Below are 18,947 nucleotides of genomic sequence, written 5' to 3' on the forward strand. Positions count from 1 at the left end.
TTTTGATTTTCATTGAGTAAAAATATAAAAAGCAACAGCTGTTTCAGTTGTTGCTTTTTCTGGCTCTGAAAAATGTTTCTCAGACTGTGATTGTTTTATTTCTCAACGCGTGATTTGTTGGCGATATCAGCTAGGATAGCTTGAACAAAGTCATCAACTGAGACAGTTTGTGTTTCTTTTTGGCCATAGCGACGAACGTTAACAGTTCCGTCTTCCATTTCCTTGTCTCCAACAATCAATTGGTAAGGAATCTTGCTGGTTTGTGAAGCACGGATCTTGAACTGCATTTTTTCATTACGTTCATCTACGTCTGCACGAACACCACGGTCACGGAGTTTTTTAGCTACTTCCCATGCGTAGTCCACGTGTTTTTCGTTAGATACTGGGATGAGGGTTACTTGGTGTGGTGCAAGCCATGTTGGGAAGGCACCCTTGTAGTTCTCAATCAAGATAGCTGTGAAGCGTTCCATAGTTGAGATAACTCCACGGTGGATCATAACTGGACGGTGCTCTTCGCCATCAGCTCCGATGTATTTAAGGTCGAAGCGTTCTGGAAGCAAGAAGTCAAGCTGGATAGTAGAAAGAGTTTCTTCTTTTCCAAGAGCTGTCTTAACTTGAATATCCAATTTTGGTCCGTAGAAGGCTGCTTCACCTTCGGCTTCAAAGTAGTCCACACCCATTTCATCAAGAGCTGCACGAAGCATGGTTTGGGCATTTTCCCACATCTCATCGTTATCAAAGTACTTATGAGTATCTTGTGGGTCACGAAGAGAGAGGCGGAAGCGGTATTCAGTTAAGTTGAAGTCTTCATAAACATCGATAATCAACTGAAGGGCACGTTGGAATTCTTCTTGGATTTGTTCTGGAGTCACAAAGAGGTGACCGTCGTTGAGTGACATTTCACGCACACGTTGAAGACCAGTCAGCGCACCAGATTTTTCATAACGGTGCATCATACCGATTTCGGCGATACGGATTGGCAACTCACGGTAAGAGTGAACATGGTGTTTGAAGACTTGAATGTGGTGCGGACAGTTCATTGGACGAAGGACAAATTCTTCCCCGTCACCCATGTCCATAGTTGGGAACATGTCTTCTTGGTAATGATCCCAGTGACCAGAAGTCTTGTAAAGTTCAACAGAAGCAAGTGGTGGAGTGTATACGTGTTGGTAGCCAGAAGCTAACTCTTTGTCTACGATGTAGCGTTCCAACTCACGACGAATAGTCGCACCATTTGGCAACCAGAATGGAAGTCCTTGACCAACCTCTTGAGAAATCATGAAGAGGTCAAGCTCTTTACCAAGTTTACGGTGGTCACGTTCCTTAGCTTCTTCACGCATTTGGAGGTAGTTTTTCAAGTCTTTCTTGTCAAACCAAGCTGTACCATAGATACGTTGCATCATAGCGTTATCACTATTTCCACGCCAGTAAGCACCTGCTACATGGAGAAGGTGGAAGATTTGGATACGGCCTGTTGATGGGACGTGAGGACCACGGCAAAGGTCTACATATTCACCCTGACGGTAGATGGTCAAACCACCTTCGTCTTCTGAGTGTTCTTCAATCAATTCCAACTTGTAAGGGTCATTTTTGAAGATTTCACGTGCCTCGTCTTTAGTAACTTCTTCACGGATTGATGGGAAGTTTTCTTTGACAATTTTTTGCATTTCTTCTTCGATACGAGGAAGGTCTTCGTTAGAGATTTGACCAGCTGTATTGTCAGTATCGTAGTAGAAACCATCTTCGATGGCTGGACCAACTCCCAAGTGAATGTCTGGGAAAAGACGACGAGCTGCTTGGGCGAACAAGTGAGCAGCTGAGTGACGCAAGATTGGAAGGGCATCTTCGTGATCAGGGGTCACGATTTCGATGCTTCCATCTTCAGTGATAGCACGAGTCGTGTCGATGAGTTTGCCGTTGAATTTACCAGCCAAGGCTTTTTTAGCTAGGGAATTGCTGATAGATTGGGCAATTTCAAAAGTTGTAACGCCAGATTCGAATTCACGAACAGCGCCATCTGGGAAAGTAATGTTAATCATGATGTTCTCCTTACTTATATTATTGACGAATGTGTTAACCCTATTCTGAAAACAGGGACAGAGGACTGTGAAAGCTAGAAAAACAAAAAGCGACATCCTCGAAAGGACGTCGCAACGTGGTTCCACCTTCATTTATGTTCCTCAAAAAAGAGGGACACCTCTGATTGGCTCTAACGTGGCCACCGTTTTATGTTTGCATAAAAGTCAGTAGAGTAGTATCACTATAGTCTTTCTATGCGTTTCCAGCAACCACGCACTCTCTAGTAGAAAGGGACTAAGTGACTTGTCTCTATGGATTATTATAGCATGATTGTGAGATTTTTCAAGGATTTTGTGAAAGTTTTTTGTTTTTCATTTTTGTAGAATATGCTTGATGCCAATACCGGAAGCCATGCCCACCAGAGCCAAGGTTTCATAGATTAGCAAGTAAATTAGTATAAACTCACCAAAGGTTATGATAGTAAAGCAAAAGAGCAGTCCGTTACCAATTAACCACCAAAGTGAGAAACGGAAACGGTAGCTATAAAGTAGCGATACAATCAAGATTACCAGAGGTGTAAAGAAGAGAATATTATTTACGTAGAGACTCTTGAGAAAAAGGGGGTCAGAAATGATTAGTGATAACAACTCATAAAGCGGCCAATAAAAGAAAAATATGACCAGATAGTAGGGGAGATGGGAATAAAATCTAGGCATGATAATCACCTCGTTTTAAAAAACAGACAACTTAGATTTCTTGCTATGATTATTATAGCATGTTTAAAACAAGAAAGTAAATCTGTTGACAAAGAAGTTAGTTATTGGTAGAATAGGGATTGTCGTAAAGACAAATAACTTCTTCTTGGTTACAGGCATGCCAACCTGTCACTCGGATGAAGCCAAATAAAAAGGAGAAACATCATGGCAATCTCAAAAGAGAAAAAAAATGAAATCATTGCACAATATGCACGTCACGAAGGTGATACAGGTTCAGTAGAGGTTCAAGTTGCTGTCCTTACTTGGGAAATCAACCACCTTAACGAACACATCAAACAACACAAAAAAGACCACGCTACTTACCGTGGATTGATGAAGAAAATCGGTCGCCGTCGTAACTTGCTTGCATACTTGCGTAAAAACGACGTTAACCGTTACCGTGAGTTGATTAACTCTCTAGGACTTCGTCGCTAATCTTGCGTCTAAACCGTTTCTATACTTCGTTGGCTTCGGCTCGATGTACCATTAGTACAATCTTCGCCTCGTCGCCTAGTCTATAAACGGTTTATCCAGCAAGACTGGAGCTCTCTGATTTTCAGAGGGCTTTTTACGTTGTCACCTTACCTTGGTATGCTCAAGTATAATCTTAGGTTACGGTTCCTAGTACTGCAAGGTAAAATAAACTAGATTTTCTCCCTTCTGTGAGATATTTTTGTTTCACTAAAGTTTTTGTACAATCTTCGCCTCGTCTCCTAGTCTATAAACGGTTTATCCAGCAAGAATCATGATGCTAAGGGCGTGAGAAATCCGTATGAAAATAGGGAAAGGATACCGTGTTCGATGAACACAAGGAGTTTCATCTTTTTCACTAGGATTTTAGCCCAGGCTCAAATCAGCTCTCTGATTTTCAGAGGGCTTTTTTATTGAGTTTTATCGGTCATAATTTTGGAGACTACAAAAAACTCAAATGGTATCAGCTAATTACACCATAAAGGTGCGTAGCTACTCGGCTTGAAAAGCCGAGTAGCTGTCTGCAAGCCCCTTCGGAGAGCCCACACTTTACGAAGTAAAGTATAGTATGTTATACTCTACATGGAAGTAGTCACTGAATTCCAGTTAGAAATTACTTTGTAACTACGTTTTGAGGAGGAGTAAAATGCTTTCCTATGTTCGAAATTACCCACTAGCGATAGCTAAATTAATGTGTCTGTGCTCTCCTAAAATCTGCTGATTTATTACTGACCAATACAGGAGGTTTTTTATGGGACAGACAATCATATCTGCTATTGGTGTTTATATTTCCACCAGTATCGATTATTTAATTATTTTATTTATTTTATTTGCACAGCTATCACAGAATAAACAAAAATGGCATATTTATGCGGGGCAATATCTAGGCACAGGCTTACTTGTAGGGGCGAGTTTAGTTGCTGCTTATGTCGTTAATTTCGTGCCTGAAGAATGGATGGTTGGATTGCTTGGTTTAATCCCTATCTATTTAGGGATTCGCTTTGCAATTGTTGGAGAAGGTGAGGAAGAAGAGGAAGAAGAGGAAGAAGAGGAAGAAATTATTGAAAGATTAGAACAAAGCAAGGCAAATCAACTGTTTTGGACAGTTACATTGCTGACAATTGCGTCTGGCGGAGATAATTTAGGTATCTATATACCTTATTTTGCTTCATTAGATTGGTCACAGACCCTCGTGGCCTTGCTTGTGTTTGTAATCGGCATAATTATCTTATGCGAGATTAGTCGGGTGTTATCCTCTATTCCCTTAATATTCGAGACAATTGAAAAATACGAGCGAATCATTGTGCCCTTAGTATTCATTCTACTTGGACTATACATCATGTATGAAAATGGCACGATAGAGACTTTTCTGACCGTGTAGATTTTTTTCACTAGGATTTTATCCCAATCTCAAATCAGCTCTCTAATTTTAGAGGGCTTTTTATGTTGTCACTTTACCTCGATATACTCAAGTATAATCTTTGGTTACGGTTCCTAGCACTGTAAGACCAACTATATTTATTTTTCTCATCTTGTTCCATTGTTGAAAATATGGTATACTTTTCATGAGAATTTTCTAAATTTTTAAGATTCTATTAAAGGAGGTTTGCATGCTTTCCAAATTTTCTGGAAGCCGACAAGACCAGCAATTTGTGTTACTTTTAGTTATTTTGCTAGGTATTTTAGGGATTTCTCTCTTTCTAGCAGTTTCAATGGGATCTGTTGCGATTGATCTAGGAGATACCTATCGGATTATTTTGAGCAGGTTAGGATTTCCTCTTGAGATAGGAGAGGTTTCCAAGTCCACTCTTGCCATTGTATGGAACATGAGATTCCCCCGAGTATTGTTAGGTCTGATAGTGGGGGCTGGTCTTTCTATGTGTGGTAGCGTGATGCAGTCTACAGTGAACAATCCCATCGCAGAGCCTTATGTCTTAGGGATATCTGCGGGTGCAACTCTAGGGGCAACCTTGAGCATCATTTTTGGTTTAAAAGTGATGATTAGTCTTGGAGCTTTCCTTGGAGCTATTTTGGCAACAATTGCTGTCCTCATCATTGCCTCTATGCAGGGAAGGATGACGACTTCTAGTCTAATCTTATCGGGAACGGTGGTCAATGCTCTCTTTCTGGCTTTTTCAAACTTTATTATCTCAGTTGGCGCTAATGCGGATAGTGTGATGACCATTAAGTTTTGGACCATGGGTTCGCTCGCTGGGACTTCCTGGGCAGACTTGGTCCTGCCAACTATAGTAGTAGGATTGGCCTTTCTATTTTTCGCTACTCAGTATCGTGTTTTTAATGCGATGATGATGGGAGATGAGGCTGCTTTAACTTTGGGGATTCCCTTACGCTTTTATTGGTATCTTTATGTGACAATGGTAGCTGTGTTGACAGCAGTATTAGTGGCAACCTGTGGGATTATTGGATTTGTTGGTCTGATTACTCCACATTTAGCTCGAGGATTAGTAGGAACGAATTACAAGAGGCTTTTTCCTGTTGCGACCATACTTGGTGCCCTCTTTGTCATCTGGGCAGATGTACTCTCTCGTATCACCATTCCAAACGCAGAGCTTCCTATTGGTATTTTCACAGCCTTAGTAGGTGCTCCCTTCTTTATCTACATTGTTGGAGGTAGGCGAAGGGAGGTGAGGGTCTGACATGGACTTGATTTGTAAGGATATCCATTTTGGACTAGGAGAGAAAAAAATCCTCAAAGGAGTCTCTCTTAAGGTTGAAGGGCATCAATTTCACACGATATTAGGACCAAATGGAAGTGGAAAAACCAGTCTACTTAAACTCCTTTATCGTCAGGAAAAGGCGGACAAAGGCTTGATAAGTCTAGATGGAAAGCCACTGGAGCATTGGTCACTCAAAGAAACAGCCAAGCAAATGGCAGTTGTGACCCAGTTTAACCAGCTGCAGTTTGATTGTACAGTTGAGGAAATCGTCTTGCTGGGAAGAACTCCCCACCTCTCTTTTTTACAGAAGGAAAGGGAAAGGGATTATGCGCTCGTTCAAGATGCCCTCGTTAAGGTGGATATGCTCGAGAAGAAAACTCGTCTCTATTCGTCTCTGTCAGGGGGAGAGAAACAGCGAGTCTTACTAGCCCGCGCCTTGGCGCAAGAACCGACTCTCTTGCTCCTGGACGAACCAACCAATCATCTGGATATCAGGTATCAGCTAGACTTGTTGGCCATTGTGAAGAATCTCAAGGTCAATGTTCTAGCTGTCCTACATGATATTCAACTTGCTTGTCGCTATTCGGATTATCTCTATTTGATGAAAGAGGGAGAAATCCTTTACCAAGGGACTCCAAAGGAGACCATCACCCCTGAGTCATTGCAAACTGTATACGGAGTTCAAAGTCAGGTTACTTGGACCAAGGATCAGCAAGCCATGATTCACTATTTATAAAAATGAAAAGGAAAATAAGATGAAAAAAACACTAAGCATTTTACTGGTAACAGTAGCTACCTTAACTTTGGCAGCTTGTGGTAATACTACTACAGAAAAAGCTACCACGCAGTCTAGCGCAGAGACAAGTCAAAAGGCTAACGCAGAGACGACTTATCCGTTAACGGTTAAAACCTATGACGCGAAAGGGAATGAAGTCGAACAAGTTTTTGACAAGGCACCTGAAAAAGTTATCATAAACAATCTTTCAACCACTGAAATCTTATTGGAGTTGGGGTTGAAGGATAAAATTGTTGGCATGCTCAACCCTGACAATGCTGTGACGGACAAATACAAGGACGCGATTGCGACTATTCCTCAAATTGGGGATAAAAAAACAGTCTCACAAGAGACAGTCCTTTCTTATGAGCCAGACGCTGTGATGGGTCGAAACATGATGTTTTCTGAAAAATCCTTGGGGACAGTTAGCACTTGGAATGAAAACAAAATCCCAGTTTATACGCAAAAAGCTTCTCTCTCAACGATTCAGCAAGATTTGGGGAATATCGTAGAAGATGTTAAAAATCTTGGAATGATTTTTAATGTTCAGGATAAGGCTAATGAATACGCAGCTCAATTACAAACTAAAATTGACGCTGTTAAGAAAGCAAATCCAGTAAGCCAAGGTGAAAAGAAAAAGGCTTTGATTATGGTTGCATATAATGATCAAACCTTCGGTGCCTACAAGTCTGCTTTGCAAGAAAGTTTGCTGAACCAACTTGGTTATACAAACGTTGCCACGGGGACATCAGGCTTGACCTTGGAAAATCTTGTGTCAATGGATCCTGAATTGATTATCTATGTAACTAGCGACCGCAATAAAAAATTGGATGAAAAAGCAGTAGAGTTGATGAAGGCAAATGCTGTTTTGGAAAGTGTTCCTGCTATTAAGAATCAAAAAATCATGACCATCTCTTACGATGAATTGATGGACTATGGTCCAGCAGTGATTGATTCCCTTGAGAAAATCAATGACTTTATCAATAAATAATGAGTTTGATTGGGAAGGAATTCAAGTCAAAATCAGCCTTCCTTCTAACTACGACCCCAATCAAACCTATCCGGCTATTTTATTGAATGATGGAAACTTGGACTTCTTATCGTCCCTTTCCGAATCTGTGATTTTAGTGGGCTTGACCTCTAAAAATCGCTTAGACGACTACACTCCCTGGAAGGCATCTGCCCTGAGAGAGGGAGCTCCAGATTTTGGAGGTCAGGCCAACGTCTATCATGATTGTTTATTTGGAGGTCTTTTGGACAAGTTGCAGTCGCTTTATCGACTGGATGAAGCACGCCTTGCCTACGGAGGTTATTCACTAGGTGGCTTGGCGGCGGTTTACAGTCTTTTCAGCTTTGACAAGGTTTCTTCTGTTTTCTCTATTTGCGGTTCTTTTTGGTATCCTGATTTTGTGACTTACTGCAAGGCAGAGACAGTGAAAAATCTAGATTGTTTGCTGTATTTACAGAACGGTCAAACAGAAGGAGTCAATCATAGCAATCGCTTGGCTCAAGCACCAACCTATGCTGAGCAGATTCATACCAGTCTTCAGAAATGCTATCCGAACGGCCAGTTTGTCTTTGATCCTTATGGACACCATGAACAAGTAGCTGAACGATTTTTAGCCTTTTCCAGCTGGTTGGCCCAAAAATGGAAAATCGAATAAAAGATTTATCCCTTGGCTTTTTCCAAGGGATTGTTGTATTTATTTAAGCAAGTTTTTCTCTTTTCTTATCTGGATTCCATACGAAGCTTGCGATAAAGCTAAAGATGATGGTTAGGATAGCGAGGATAATGGCAAGGATGAGGGCAGGGATACGGATAAACCACCAGAGTGGGTTTGGTTTTTTATCATTATGCCATTGTTTGGTTTCTTCGTCTAGACGTTGGAATTCTGTTTGGATACGATTGGCGACTGTTTCAATGCCTTCATCATTCATTTTCTTGATATCTGAGATATCTATTGGATTTCCAAAGTTCATATCGACACGCTCACGGCTAACCAAGCCTTTCAAGGTCATAGGACCTGTATAGGTAACAGGCATGATACGAACCTTGGCCATCTTGGCAATCAGGGCTACGCCACCTTTGACATCATTTGAGTGACGGCTCCCACTTGGAAACATGATGAGAGAGCGATCACTTTTTTTGAGAACATTGATAGGATATTTGATGGCTGAGGCGCTAGGATTTTCACGGTCAATAGGAAAGGCACCACACATACGAATCCACCAACCAAAGATGCGGTTGGCAAAGAGCTCTTTTTTGGCCATAAAGATAAACTGTTTTGGCTTGGTCGCAAAGGCCATGTAAACAGGATCCCACCAGGTGCGGTGAGGTGCAACCAGAATATAATTTTCATCTTGATTAGGAATTTTATCAGTATTATGATAGTGGGCATTGCCATTGATGGACCAGAGGAGCAAGACAACCAATCCACGTAAATAAGTATAAAACATGCGATCTCCTTCGATTATTTTCTTGTTATTATTATACCTTATCAAAGAAGGGCTGGCAAACTTTTCCCTTGACTAGGTGCAGATTTGGGATGAGATTAGAATTCTTTTAGAAAAAATGATATGATAGAACTTATGGATAAAAATAAGATTATGGGATTAACCCAAAGAGAAGTCAAGGAAAGACAGGCTAAGGGCTTGGTAAATGATTTTACTGCTTCGGCCAGTACTAGCACTTGGCAAATCGTTAAACGAAATGTCTTTACCCTTTTTAACGCTTTGAACTTTGCCATTGCTTTGGCCCTTGCCTTTGTGCAGGCTTGGAGCAATCTGGTCTTCTTTGCTGTTATCTGCTTTAACGCTTTTTCTGGGATTGTGACCGAGCTACGAGCCAAACGCATGGTGGACAAGCTCAATCTCATGACCAAGGAAAAGGTCAAGACTATTCGTGATGGTCAGGAAGTTGCTCTGAATCCGGAAGAATTGGTGCTAGGAGATATCATTCGTCTGTCTGCAGGAGAGCAGATTCCCAGTGATGCCTTGGTTTTGGAAGGCTTTGCGGAAGTCAATGAAGCCATGTTAACGGGAGAAAGTGATTTGGTGCAAAAGGAAGTTGACGCCTTACTTTTATCAGGAAGTTTCCTAGCCAGTGGGTCAGTTTTAGCTCAAGTTCACCATGTCGGTGCAGACAACTATGCTGCCAAACTCATGCTGGAAGCCAAGACCGTTAAACCGATCAACTCCCGTATCATGAAATCGCTGGACAAGCTAGCTGGTTTTACTGGGAAGATTATCATTCCTTTTGGTCTAGCTCTCTTGCTAGAAGCCTTGCTTTTAAAAGGCCTGCCTCTCAAGTCGTCCGTTGTAAATTCATCGACAGCTCTTTTGGGAATGTTGCCTAAGGGAATTGCCCTTTTGACCATTACTTCGCTCTTGACTGCAGTTATCAAGCTAGGTTTGAAAAAGGTTTTGGTGCAGGAGATGTACTCTGTTGAGACCTTGGCGCGCGTGGATATGCTCTGTCTGGACAAGACGGGCACCATCACCCAAGGAAAGATGCAGGTGGAGGCTGTTCTTCCACTGACGGAAACTTACGGTGAAGAGGCTATTGCCAGCATCCTGACAAGCTATATGGCCCATAGTGAGGATAAGAATCCAACTGCCCAAGCTATTCGCCAGCGTTACCAAGGTCAGGTAGTCTATCCTATGATTTCGAATCTTCCCTTCTCCAGCGACCGCAAGTGGGGAGCTATGGAATTGGAAGATTTGGGGACAGTTTTCTTAGGGGCGCCTGAGATGTTGCTGGACTCAGAAGTCCCTGAAGCCAGAGAGGCCTTGGAGAGAGGTTCACGTGTCTTGGTCTTAGCTCTCAGTCAGGAGAAATTAGACCATCACAAACCACAAAAACCATCTGATATTCAGGCTCTAGCCTTGCTGGAAATCTTGGACCCTATTCGAGAAGGAGCAGCTGAGACGCTGGACTATCTCCGTTCTCAGGAAGTGGGCCTCAAGATTATCTCTGGTGACAATCCAGTTACGGTGTCCAGTATTGCCCAGAAGGCTGGTTTTGCGGACTATGACAGCTATGTAGATTGCTCGAAAATTACGGATGAGGAATTGGTTGCTATGGCGGAGGAGACTGCGATTTTCGGACGTGTTTCCCCTCATCAAAAGAAACTCATCATCCAAACGCTGAAAAAAGCGGGTCATACAACGGCTATGACAGGGGATGGAGTTAATGATATCCTGGCCCTTCGTGAGGCGGATTGTTCTATCGTAATGGCAGAGGGAGATCCTGCGACTCGTCAGATTGCCAATCTGGTTCTCTTGAACTCAGACTTTAATGATGTTCCTGAGATTCTCTTTGAAGGTCGTCGTGTGGTCAATAACATTGCCCACATCGCTCCGATTTTCTTGATAAAGACCATCTATTCCTTCTTGCTAGCAGTCATCTGTATTGCCAGTGCCCTCCTAGGACGGTCTGAGTGGATTTTAATTTTCCCTTTCATTCCGATTCAAATTACCATGATCGACCAGTTCGTGGAAGGTTTCCCACCATTCGTTCTAACTTTTGAGCGAAATATCAAACCTGTTGAGCCAAATTTCCTCAGAAAATCCATGCTTCGTGCCCTACCAAGCGCTCTCATGGTCGTCTTTAGCGTTCTTTTCGTGAAAATATTTGGAAGTAGTCAAGGTTGGTCTGAGTTAGATATCTCAACTTTACTCTATTATCTCTTGGGGTCAATTGGTTTCTTATCCGTATTTAGAGCTTGCATGCCATTTACCCTCTGGCGTGTCCTCTTGATTGTTTGGTCAGTAGGAGGCTTCCTAGCCACAGCTCTCTTCCCAAGAATCCAAAAACTGCTTGAAATTTCGACATTAACAGGACAAACATTGCCTGTCTATGGTGTCATGATGTTGGTCTTTACCGTGATTTTCATCCTGACTAGTCGCTATCAAGCCAGAAAATAAAGAAAGGCTGCAATCTGTGGATTGCGGTTTTTTTAGGTGCAAGATTGCTAGCTGAAATGTGGTATAATAAGAGGTAATAGAGTTTTGGAAAGTGAGAGAAGATGATTTCAAAGAGATTAGAATTAGTGGCGTCCTTTGTGCCACAAGGGGCCATTTTACTAGATGTGGGGAGTGACCATGCTTATCTGCCTATCGACTTGGTCGAAAGAGGGCAAATTGAGCGCGCCATTGCAGGAGAGGTGGTGGAAGGCCCCTACCAGTCTGCAGTCAAAAATGTTGAGGCTCACGGCCTAAAGGAGAAAATCCAAGTCCGTTTAGCCAATGGATTAGCAGCTTTTGAAGAGGCAGACCAAGTGTCGGTCATCACCATTGCAGGTATGGGTGGTCGTTTGATTGCTAAGATTTTAGAAGAAGGCTTGGACAAGTTAGCTAATGTAGAGCGTCTGATCCTCCAGCCCAATAATCGTGAAGACGACTTGCGCATCTGGTTGCAAGAACACGGTTTTCAGATTGTAGCAGAAAGCATCCTAGAGGAAGCTGGGAAATTCTATGAGATTTTGGTGGTGGAAGCAGGACAAATGAAGTTATCAGCCAGTGATGTTCGCTTTGGACCTTTCTTGTCCAAAAAAGTCAGTCCAGTATTTATCCAAAAGTGGCAAAAAGAAGCTGAGAAGCTAGAGTTCGCCCTCGGACAAATCCCAGAAAAAAATATAGAGGAACGTCAAGTTCTGGCAGATAAAATTCAAGCCATCAAGGAGGTTCTCCATGCTAGCAAGTGAAGTAATCAAAGCGTATGAAGCTTTTTGTCCTCAGGAATTTTCCATGGAGGGAGACAGTCGTGGCCTGCAAATCGGTACTTTGGACAAGGATATTCAAAGGGTCATGGTGGCTCTGGATATTCGTGAAGAGACGGTGGCTGAAGCCATCGAAAAGGGTGTGGATTTGATTATCGTCAAGCACGCGCCGATTTTCCGTCCCATCAAGGACTTGGTAGCCAGCCGTCCACAAAATCAGATTTACATCGACCTCATCAAGCATGATATTGCAGTTTATGTCAGCCATACCAATATTGACATCGTTGAAAATGGCCTTAATGATTGGTTCTGTCAGATGTTGGGAATTGAGGAGACGACTTATCTACAGGAGACAGGTCCTGGACGTGGGATTGGACGTATTGGGAATATTCAGACTCAGACCTTTGGGGAATTGGCCCAACATGTCAAGCAAGTCTTTGGTTTAGATAGTCTTCGATTGGTACATTATCAAGAGACTGATTTGCAGAAACCTATTTCAAGAGTGGCCATCTGTGGTGGAAGCGGGCAGTCTTTCTATAAGGATGCTTTAGCTAAGGGAGCTGATGTCTATATCACTGGTGACATCTACTACCATACTGCCCAGGATATGTTGTCTGATGGCTTGCTAGCACTGGATCCAGGACACTATATTGAAGTGCTGTTTGTGGAAAAAATCGTAGCACTCCTTAGTCAATGGAAAGAGGAAAAAGACTGGGATATCGATATTGTACCTAGTCAAGCATCGACCAATCCTTTCCACCATATCTAGTTAGAAAGTGAAAACAATGAAAAAAGTTGCCATTATTGGAGCAGGAATTGTGGGAGCAACAGCTGCCTACTACCTCTCGAAAGAAAGTGAGCTAGAAGTAACCGTCTTTGACCATGGACAAGGTCAGGCTACCAAGGCTGCAGCAGGAATTATCAGCCCCTGGTTTTCCAAACGACGCAATAAAGCCTGGTACAAAATGGCGCGCTTGGGGGCTGATTTTTATGTGGATTTATTAGCTGATTTAGAGAAGTCAGGACAAGAAATCGACTTTTACCAGCGTTCGGGAGTCTTTCTCTTGAAAAAGAATGAATCCAAGTTGGAAGAACTCTATCAACTAGCCCTCCAGCGCAGGGAAGAGTCTCCCTTGATAGGGCAATTAGCCATTCTGGACCAAGCATCAGCTAATGAATTATTCCCTGGCTTGCAGGGATTTGATCGCCTGCTCTACTCTTCTGGTGGAGCGAGAGTAGATGGCCAACTTTTAGTGACTCGTTTGCTGGAAGCCAGTCAGGTCAAGCTGGTCAAAGAAAAAGTGACTCTGACACCTTTAGCATCAGGTTACCAGATTGACAAAGAGGTGTTTGATCAGGTTATTTTGGCGACGGGAGCTTGGTTGGGACACCTGTTAGAGCCTTTAGGTTATGAAGTAGATGTTCGTCCCCAAAAGGGGCAACTCCGAGATTATCAACTTGCCCAAGACATGGAAGCTTACCCTGTTGTTATGCCCGAAGGGGAGTGGGATTTGATTCCTTTTGCAGGTGGGAAATTGTCCTTAGGCGCTACTCATGAAAATGACATGGGATTTGATTTGACGGTAGATGAAACCTTACTCCAGCAAATGGAGGAGGCAGCCCTGCCTTGCTATCCTAGTTTAGTAGAAGCTACCAGAGCTGGTGAGCGTGTGGGAATCCGTGCCTACACCAGCGATTTCTCTCCTTTCTTTGGGCAGGTGCCAGAATTGGCAGGTGTCTATGCAGCCAGTGGACTAGGTTCATCAGGCCTCACAACGGGTCCTATCATTGGTTACCACCTAGCACAACTGGTACAAAGCAGGGAAATGACCTTAGACCCAGCAAACTACCCAATTGAAAACTATGTCAAACGACTAAAAAGCGAATAAGATTTTACTGAAATTTTATCCTACCCTCTAGGATGGCAAATGACATTCCCTATCAAAAATGGTAAAATAAGAAAAAATAATCCGAGAATCGAGGAAAGAAGATGCAAGAAAAGATTTTGGTAACGGGTGGAGCAGGTTTTATCGGAACCCACACAGTTATTGAGTTAATCCAAGCAGGTCATCAGGTTGTTGTGGTGGATAACCTTGTTAATAGTAACAGAAAAAGTTTAGAAGTTGTTGAAAGAATCACAGGAGTTGAAGTGCCGTTCTATGAGGCAGATATCCGTGATACAGATACTCTTCGTGACATTTTCAAGCAAGAAGAACCAACAGGGGTCATTCACTTTGCTGGTTTGAAGGCTGTCGGTGAATCTACCCGTATCCCTCTTGCCTATTATGATAACAATATCGCAGGAACTGTCAGTCTTCTAAAAGCTATGGAAGAAAACAACTGTAAAAACATCATTTTCAGTTCTTCTGCGACAGTTTACGGGGATCCGCACACAGTGCCCATCTTGGAAGATTTCCCACTTTCAGTGACCAACCCATATGGCCGCACTAAGCTTATGCTTGAGGAAATTTTGACGGATATCTATAAGGCAGACTCAGAGTGGAATGTTGTCTTGCTTCGTTACTTTAACCCAATCGGAGCCCATGAGAGTGGTGATTTGGGAGAAAATCCAAACGGTATTCCAAACAACCTCTTGCCATATGTGACTCAAGTAGCCGTTGGAAAACTAGAGCAAGTGCAAGTGTTTGGAGATGATTACGATACCGAAGACGGAACTGGTGTTCGTGACTATATCCACGTTGTCGATTTGGCTAAAGGTCACGTTGCAGCTCTGAAAAAAATCCAAAAAGGTTCAGGCCTAAACGTTTATAACCTTGGAACAGGGAAAGGCTATTCTGTTCTTGAAATTATCCAAAATATGGAAAAAGCAGTGGGACGTCCAATTCCTTACCGCATCGTAGACCGTCGCCCAGGTGACATCGCAGCCTGCTATTCAGATCCTGCAAAAGCCAAAGCAGAACTCGGCTGGGAAGCAGAACTCGGCATCACCCAAATGTGCGAAGACGCATGGCGTTGGCAAAGCAAGCATCCAAATGGATTTGAAGACTAAGATGGTGATGTCAATCATTGTCCCCTGTTTAAACGAAGAGGAAGTACTTCCTCTTTTTTATCAGGCTTTGGAAGCTTTACTTCCAGATTTGGAAACAGAAATCGAGTATGTCTTTGTCGACGATGGATCGAGCGATGGGACTTTGGAACTCTTAAAGTCCTATCGGGAGCAAAATCCGGCAGTTCATTATATTTCTTTCTCGCGAAATTTTGGCAAAGAAGCTGCTCTGTATGCAGGCTTACAATATGCGACAGGAGATCTGGTGGTGGTAATGGATGCAGACCTCCAGGATCCTCCTAGTATGTTGCTTGAGATGAAAAACTTACTAGACCATAATGCAGATTTGGACTGCGTAGGAACACGGAGAACCAGTCGTGAGGGAGAACCCTTCTTTCGTAGTTTCTGTGCTAATCTCTTTTACCGCCTTATGCAAAAAATTAGCCCAGTAGCCTTGCCCTCAGGTGTCCGTGATTTTCGCATGATGAGGCGGTCTGTAGTCGATGCTATTTTAAGCTTGACCGAGTCCAATCGTTTTTCTAAGGGACTTTTTGCCTGGGTGGGTTTCAAAACCTACTATTTGGACTATCCAAATGTTGAAAGGCAGGCTGGTAAGACCAGTTGGAGTTTTAGGAAACTCTTTTTTTACTCCATTGAAGGGATTGTTAATTTTTCAGATTTTCCCTTGATTATCGCATTTGTGGCTGGTCTCTTATCTTGCTTTGTTTCTCTACTAATGACCTTTTTTGTCGTGGTTCGGACCCTCATTTTGGGCAATCCAACATCAGGTTGGACCTCTCTGATGGCTGTTATTCTCTTTCTTGGGGGAATCCAACTCTTGACCATTGGGATTCTCGGCAAGTACATCAGTAAGATTTATCTAGAGACTAAAAAAAGACCACTTTATCTGATTAAAGAAAAAAGCGACCTTCCTTATTTTACAGAAAAAAATAAAGTGAAAAGACTATAATTTTACATGGAAATGTGCTAAACTAGAGGGAGTGGATTATCGCCATTGATTTAGGCTTCCTGGTTTCCAATCAGGGCGCGAGTTGGGCAATTTTTAACAGCCTCTAAGACGTCCTGACTAGGAGAAATTTCTTTTTCCAGTTGGTCAGGGTCATCGTAAAAACGCACGATTCCATTATCGTGGTAATCAAATAAATCAGAATAAGTTTGGCAAAGCCCGCAGGCGATGCATCGTTCAGGTATAAGTGTGATTTTCATATTTATATTGTAATAAGAAAAGTAAAAAAAAACAAGGAGTAAGGTATGGCAAAAGAACCGTGGCAAGAAGATATTTATGAAAATCAAGAAGAAACAAGAGCAGGCCGTCGTAAGAGAACTCAAGGTAGAGATGTAGTGGCCAATCGTGTCTTGACGATCCTAGCCAGTATTTTCTTTGTAATTGTGGTGGTAATGATTATTGTTCTCATCTATCTATCATCGGGTGGGAGTAATCGCACAGCAGCCTTGAAAGATTTTCATGATTCTGATGCAAATGTAGTACAGATTTCATCTTCTAGTAGTTCCCATCCTGAACAGAGTTCAGAATCTTCTTCTGAACACTCGGAGGAAGCTACAGATCCAGAAGGGACGACAAAAGTCTTAGCTGGAGAAGGAGAAGCAGCCATTGCCGCTCGCGCTGGGATTTCGATTGCTCAGTTAGAAGCCTTAAATCCTAGTCATATGGCTACAGGGTCTTGGTTTGCTAATCCAGGTGATGTTGTTAAAATCAAATAGGAGTTGATATGAAAACAATTCAAATTGCTATTGACGGCCCTGCTTCAAGTGGTAAGAGTACGGTCGCAAAGATTATTGCCAAGGATTTTGGTTACACCTATCTAGATACAGGTGCTATGTATCGTGCGGCGACCTATATGGCTCTCAAGAACCAGTTAGGAGTGGAAGAGATTGAGGAGCTTTTAGCCTTGTTGGACCAGCATCCAATCAGTTTTGGACGCTCAGAAACTGGAGAACAGCTTGTCTTTGTAGGGGATGTGGATATTACCCATCCTATTCGTGAAAATGAAGTGACCAATCATGTTTCAGCCATTGCAGCAATTCCTCAAGTACGTGAGAAACTAGTTTCTCTCCAACAAGAGATTGCCCAGCAAGGTGGGATTGTCATGGATGGTCGCGATATTGGGACTGTTGTATTGCCACAAGCAGAATTGAAAATTTTCCTAGTAGCTTCAGTCGATGAGAGAGCAGAGCGCCGTTACAAGGAAAATATTGCCAAGGGAATTGAAACAGACCTTGAAACCTTAAAAGAGGAAATTGCTGCGCGTGACTACAAGGATAGTCATCGTGAGACTTCACCTCTCAAACAAGCAGAGGACGCTGTCTACCTTGATACAACTGGCTTGAACATTCAAGAAGTAGTTGAAAAAATCAAAGCAGAAGCTGAAAAAAGAATGTAAATGTAGAGAAGCCGATAGATTGATATCGGTTTTTTTCTATATTTGTCAAAATGCTGATTTTAAGGTATAATAGTTGCTGTTCGAGAAATTTTGATTTTCAAAGAATAGTGAATGTTTATAAGGAGAAACCATGAACAACCTACCAAATTGCCCAAAATGTAACTCAGAGTATGTCTACGAAGACGGTGCCCTACTGGTTTGCCCAGAGTGTGCTTATGAGTGGAATCCTGCTGAAGTTGCAGATGTAGAAGAGGGCCTTGTTGCTATCGATGCCAACGGAAATAAATTGGCTGATGGTGATACTGTAACCCTCATCAAGGATTTGAAAGTAAAAGGTGCGCCAAAAGATTTGAAACAAGGGACGCGCGTGAAAAATATCCGCATCGTAGAGGGTGACCACAATATCGACTGTAAAATTGATGGCTTTGGTGCCATGAAACTCAAATCAGAGTTTGTGAAGAAAATTTAAGCATGTCGAAACACTGTAAACTTGTATTTTATAGCCGTATCTTCTTGTTTCTAGCGGCTTTTACGGGAGTTTATCTTGAAATCGCCAAGCATGGTGGATTTGGGATGTTGCTCTATTATACGGTTCTGTCAAATCTGTTAGTAGCGATTTTTACGCTCTATCTCCTAAAGGTTATGAGCCGTTTAGGTGAAAACTGGCAAAGGCCCAGCCTCTTGCGTCTAAAAGGTGGGGTCACCATGAGTATCATGATTACCTGTGTGATTTACCATTTCCTCTTAGCGCCCATTGCGACTAATTTCTATACCCTAGAAAATTTCCTTTGTCACTATATCGTTCCCCTCTGGTTTTTAGCAGATACCCTCTTTTTTGACAAACAGGGTCAATACAAGATTTGGGATCCAATTGTGTGGACGATTTTACCCTTGCTGTATATGATTTTTGCTCTTTTTAATGGCTTGGTATTGAAACTTGATGTTCCTAATTCTAAGGTCAGTCCCTTCCCGTACTTCTTTTTGAATGTGAACAAGGGTTGGGATGTCGTGTTCAAGTGGTGTCTGATTATCTTTGTTGCCTATATGGTGGCAGGATTTATCTTCTACTTTATCAAGCAAATCAAGAGAAAGTCATCCT

General features: G+C 42.4%; 19 protein-coding genes and 1 pseudogene. 16 read left to right on the forward strand and 4 right to left on the reverse strand.

Features of this window, described 5'->3' with window-relative positions:
• Window positions 1-95: 95 nt before the first annotated feature.
• Together thrS and HMPREF1048_RS0102130 are read right to left on the reverse strand one after the other, a co-directional pair.
• The gene (thrS, locus tag HMPREF1048_RS04715) at window positions 96-2,039 is read right to left on the reverse strand and encodes a threonine--tRNA ligase (RefSeq protein ID WP_000608345.1); all 1,944 of its coding nucleotides are present in this window, start codon (window positions 2,037-2,039) and stop codon (window positions 96-98) included.
• Window positions 2,040-2,361: 322 nt separating this feature from the next.
• A pseudogene (locus HMPREF1048_RS0102130) lies at window positions 2,362-2,735 on the reverse strand (hypothetical protein).
• 204 nt (window positions 2,736-2,939) lie between these two features.
• On the opposite strand from HMPREF1048_RS0102130, the gene rpsO reads away from it, so the two are divergent.
• The 6 genes from rpsO to HMPREF1048_RS04745 all read left to right on the forward strand — a co-directional run bounded on the left by rpsO (window position 2,940) and on the right by HMPREF1048_RS04745 (window position 8,362).
• Window positions 2,940-3,209 (forward strand): 30S ribosomal protein S15, encoded by a 270-nt coding sequence (gene rpsO, locus HMPREF1048_RS04720; RefSeq protein WP_001018251.1) that lies wholly within the window; start codon window positions 2,940-2,942, stop codon window positions 3,207-3,209.
• 787 nt (window positions 3,210-3,996) lie between these two features.
• A complete protein-coding gene (locus HMPREF1048_RS04725) occupies window positions 3,997-4,626 on the forward strand; it encodes a CadD family cadmium resistance transporter (RefSeq protein ID WP_000531712.1) in 630 nt (209 codons plus the stop codon).
• 229 nt (window positions 4,627-4,855) lie between these two features.
• Entirely contained in the window at window positions 4,856-5,902 is a 1,047-nt protein-coding gene (locus HMPREF1048_RS04730; protein WP_000949311.1) for a FecCD family ABC transporter permease, read from the forward strand.
• 1 nt (window position 5,903) lies between these two features.
• Window positions 5,904-6,659 (forward strand): ABC transporter ATP-binding protein, encoded by a 756-nt coding sequence (locus HMPREF1048_RS04735; RefSeq protein WP_000363105.1) that lies wholly within the window; start codon window positions 5,904-5,906, stop codon window positions 6,657-6,659.
• A 19-nt stretch (window positions 6,660-6,678) separates the two neighbouring features.
• Complete coding sequence (locus HMPREF1048_RS04740) at window positions 6,679-7,689, forward strand: ABC transporter substrate-binding protein (RefSeq protein ID WP_000753243.1); 1,011 nt, start codon at window positions 6,679-6,681, stop codon at window positions 7,687-7,689.
• Window positions 7,670-8,362: an alpha/beta hydrolase-fold protein gene (locus HMPREF1048_RS04745; protein WP_000175762.1), complete on the forward strand. Its 693-nt coding sequence runs from the start codon at window positions 7,670-7,672 to the stop codon at window positions 8,360-8,362. Before HMPREF1048_RS04740 ends, HMPREF1048_RS04745 begins: the two co-directional genes overlap by 20 nt.
• Window positions 8,363-8,405: 43 nt before the next feature.
• Here HMPREF1048_RS04745 and HMPREF1048_RS04750 read toward each other — a convergent pair whose 3' ends face one another.
• Complete coding sequence (locus HMPREF1048_RS04750; protein WP_000500186.1) at window positions 8,406-9,155, reverse strand: lysophospholipid acyltransferase family protein; 750 nt, start codon at window positions 9,153-9,155, stop codon at window positions 8,406-8,408.
• Window positions 9,156-9,287: 132 nt separating this feature from the next.
• On the opposite strand from HMPREF1048_RS04750, the gene HMPREF1048_RS04755 reads away from it, so the two are divergent.
• The 6 genes from HMPREF1048_RS04755 (at window position 9,288) to HMPREF1048_RS04780 (ending at window position 16,395) form a co-directional block, all read left to right on the forward strand.
• A complete protein-coding gene (locus HMPREF1048_RS04755) occupies window positions 9,288-11,624 on the forward strand; it encodes a cation-translocating P-type ATPase (RefSeq protein WP_004248441.1) in 2,337 nt (778 codons plus the stop codon).
• Window positions 11,625-11,725: 101 nt separating this feature from the next.
• The gene (locus HMPREF1048_RS04760) at window positions 11,726-12,403 is read left to right on the forward strand and encodes a tRNA (adenine(22)-N(1))-methyltransferase (RefSeq protein ID WP_000624055.1); all 678 of its coding nucleotides are present in this window, start codon (window positions 11,726-11,728) and stop codon (window positions 12,401-12,403) included.
• Window positions 12,390-13,187, forward strand: a complete 798-nt coding sequence (locus HMPREF1048_RS04765; protein WP_000881128.1) for a Nif3-like dinuclear metal center hexameric protein — start codon at window positions 12,390-12,392, stop codon at window positions 13,185-13,187. Before HMPREF1048_RS04760 ends, HMPREF1048_RS04765 begins: the two co-directional genes overlap by 14 nt.
• A 16-nt stretch (window positions 13,188-13,203) precedes the next feature.
• A complete protein-coding gene (locus HMPREF1048_RS04770; protein ID WP_000754644.1) occupies window positions 13,204-14,307 on the forward strand; it encodes an NAD(P)/FAD-dependent oxidoreductase in 1,104 nt (367 codons plus the stop codon).
• A 101-nt stretch (window positions 14,308-14,408) separates the two neighbouring features.
• Window positions 14,409-15,428: a UDP-glucose 4-epimerase GalE gene (gene galE / locus HMPREF1048_RS04775; protein WP_001156552.1), complete on the forward strand. Its 1,020-nt coding sequence runs from the start codon at window positions 14,409-14,411 to the stop codon at window positions 15,426-15,428.
• A 1-nt stretch (window position 15,429) separates the two neighbouring features.
• Window positions 15,430-16,395: a glycosyltransferase family 2 protein gene (locus HMPREF1048_RS04780; RefSeq protein WP_004248438.1), complete on the forward strand. Its 966-nt coding sequence runs from the start codon at window positions 15,430-15,432 to the stop codon at window positions 16,393-16,395.
• A gap of 50 nt (window positions 16,396-16,445) precedes the next feature.
• Here the strand turns inward: HMPREF1048_RS04780 and HMPREF1048_RS12580 are convergent, their stop codons facing one another.
• Window positions 16,446-16,652 (reverse strand): ferredoxin, encoded by a 207-nt coding sequence (locus HMPREF1048_RS12580; RefSeq protein ID WP_000705155.1) that lies wholly within the window; start codon window positions 16,650-16,652, stop codon window positions 16,446-16,448.
• A 45-nt stretch (window positions 16,653-16,697) separates the two neighbouring features.
• On the opposite strand from HMPREF1048_RS12580, the gene HMPREF1048_RS04785 reads away from it, so the two are divergent.
• The 4 genes from HMPREF1048_RS04785 to HMPREF1048_RS04800 all read left to right on the forward strand — a co-directional run.
• Window positions 16,698-17,168 (forward strand): SAG1386/EF1546 family surface-associated protein, encoded by a 471-nt coding sequence (locus HMPREF1048_RS04785; protein WP_001040916.1) that lies wholly within the window; start codon window positions 16,698-16,700, stop codon window positions 17,166-17,168.
• Between the two features lie 8 nt (window positions 17,169-17,176).
• The gene (gene cmk / locus HMPREF1048_RS04790) at window positions 17,177-17,848 is read left to right on the forward strand and encodes a (d)CMP kinase (protein WP_000849398.1); all 672 of its coding nucleotides are present in this window, start codon (window positions 17,177-17,179) and stop codon (window positions 17,846-17,848) included.
• Between the two features lie 130 nt (window positions 17,849-17,978).
• Window positions 17,979-18,317, forward strand: a complete 339-nt coding sequence (locus HMPREF1048_RS04795; protein WP_001061596.1) for a zinc ribbon domain-containing protein YjdM — start codon at window positions 17,979-17,981, stop codon at window positions 18,315-18,317.
• A 2-nt stretch (window positions 18,318-18,319) separates the two neighbouring features.
• On the forward strand, window positions 18,320-18,947 hold a 628-nt coding region (locus HMPREF1048_RS04800), incomplete at its 3' end, for a Pr6Pr family membrane protein (protein WP_000033717.1).

This window comes from Streptococcus mitis SK575 (assembly GCF_000257865.1).
In the GTDB taxonomy this organism is placed as follows: domain Bacteria; phylum Bacillota; class Bacilli; order Lactobacillales; family Streptococcaceae; genus Streptococcus; species Streptococcus mitis_CQ.

What these genes read in the sequence shown, in the direction of transcription:
- thrS (WP_000608345.1), bottom strand. Translation starts at nt 2,039, where the DNA reads ATGATTAACATTACTTTCCCAGATGGCGCTGTTCGTGAATTCGAATCT.
- rpsO (WP_001018251.1), top strand. Translation starts at nt 2,940, where the DNA reads ATGGCAATCTCAAAAGAGAAAAAAAATGAAATCATTGCACAATATGCA.
- HMPREF1048_RS04725 (WP_000531712.1), top strand. Translation starts at nt 3,997, where the DNA reads ATGGGACAGACAATCATATCTGCTATTGGTGTTTATATTTCCACCAGT.
- HMPREF1048_RS04730 (WP_000949311.1), top strand. Translation starts at nt 4,856, where the DNA reads ATGCTTTCCAAATTTTCTGGAAGCCGACAAGACCAGCAATTTGTGTTA.
- HMPREF1048_RS04735 (WP_000363105.1), top strand. Translation starts at nt 5,904, where the DNA reads ATGGACTTGATTTGTAAGGATATCCATTTTGGACTAGGAGAGAAAAAA.
- HMPREF1048_RS04740 (WP_000753243.1), top strand. Translation starts at nt 6,679, where the DNA reads ATGAAAAAAACACTAAGCATTTTACTGGTAACAGTAGCTACCTTAACT.
- HMPREF1048_RS04745 (WP_000175762.1), top strand. Translation starts at nt 7,670, where the DNA reads ATGACTTTATCAATAAATAATGAGTTTGATTGGGAAGGAATTCAAGTC.
- HMPREF1048_RS04750 (WP_000500186.1), bottom strand. Translation starts at nt 9,155, where the DNA reads ATGTTTTATACTTATTTACGTGGATTGGTTGTCTTGCTCCTCTGGTCC.
- HMPREF1048_RS04755 (WP_004248441.1), top strand. Translation starts at nt 9,288, where the DNA reads ATGGATAAAAATAAGATTATGGGATTAACCCAAAGAGAAGTCAAGGAA.
- HMPREF1048_RS04760 (WP_000624055.1), top strand. Translation starts at nt 11,726, where the DNA reads ATGATTTCAAAGAGATTAGAATTAGTGGCGTCCTTTGTGCCACAAGGG.
- HMPREF1048_RS04765 (WP_000881128.1), top strand. Translation starts at nt 12,390, where the DNA reads ATGCTAGCAAGTGAAGTAATCAAAGCGTATGAAGCTTTTTGTCCTCAG.
- HMPREF1048_RS04770 (WP_000754644.1), top strand. Translation starts at nt 13,204, where the DNA reads ATGAAAAAAGTTGCCATTATTGGAGCAGGAATTGTGGGAGCAACAGCT.
- galE (WP_001156552.1), top strand. Translation starts at nt 14,409, where the DNA reads ATGCAAGAAAAGATTTTGGTAACGGGTGGAGCAGGTTTTATCGGAACC.
- HMPREF1048_RS04780 (WP_004248438.1), top strand. Translation starts at nt 15,430, where the DNA reads ATGGTGATGTCAATCATTGTCCCCTGTTTAAACGAAGAGGAAGTACTT.
- HMPREF1048_RS12580 (WP_000705155.1), bottom strand. Translation starts at nt 16,652, where the DNA reads ATGAAAATCACACTTATACCTGAACGATGCATCGCCTGCGGGCTTTGC.
- HMPREF1048_RS04785 (WP_001040916.1), top strand. Translation starts at nt 16,698, where the DNA reads ATGGCAAAAGAACCGTGGCAAGAAGATATTTATGAAAATCAAGAAGAA.
- cmk (WP_000849398.1), top strand. Translation starts at nt 17,177, where the DNA reads ATGAAAACAATTCAAATTGCTATTGACGGCCCTGCTTCAAGTGGTAAG.
- HMPREF1048_RS04795 (WP_001061596.1), top strand. Translation starts at nt 17,979, where the DNA reads ATGAACAACCTACCAAATTGCCCAAAATGTAACTCAGAGTATGTCTAC.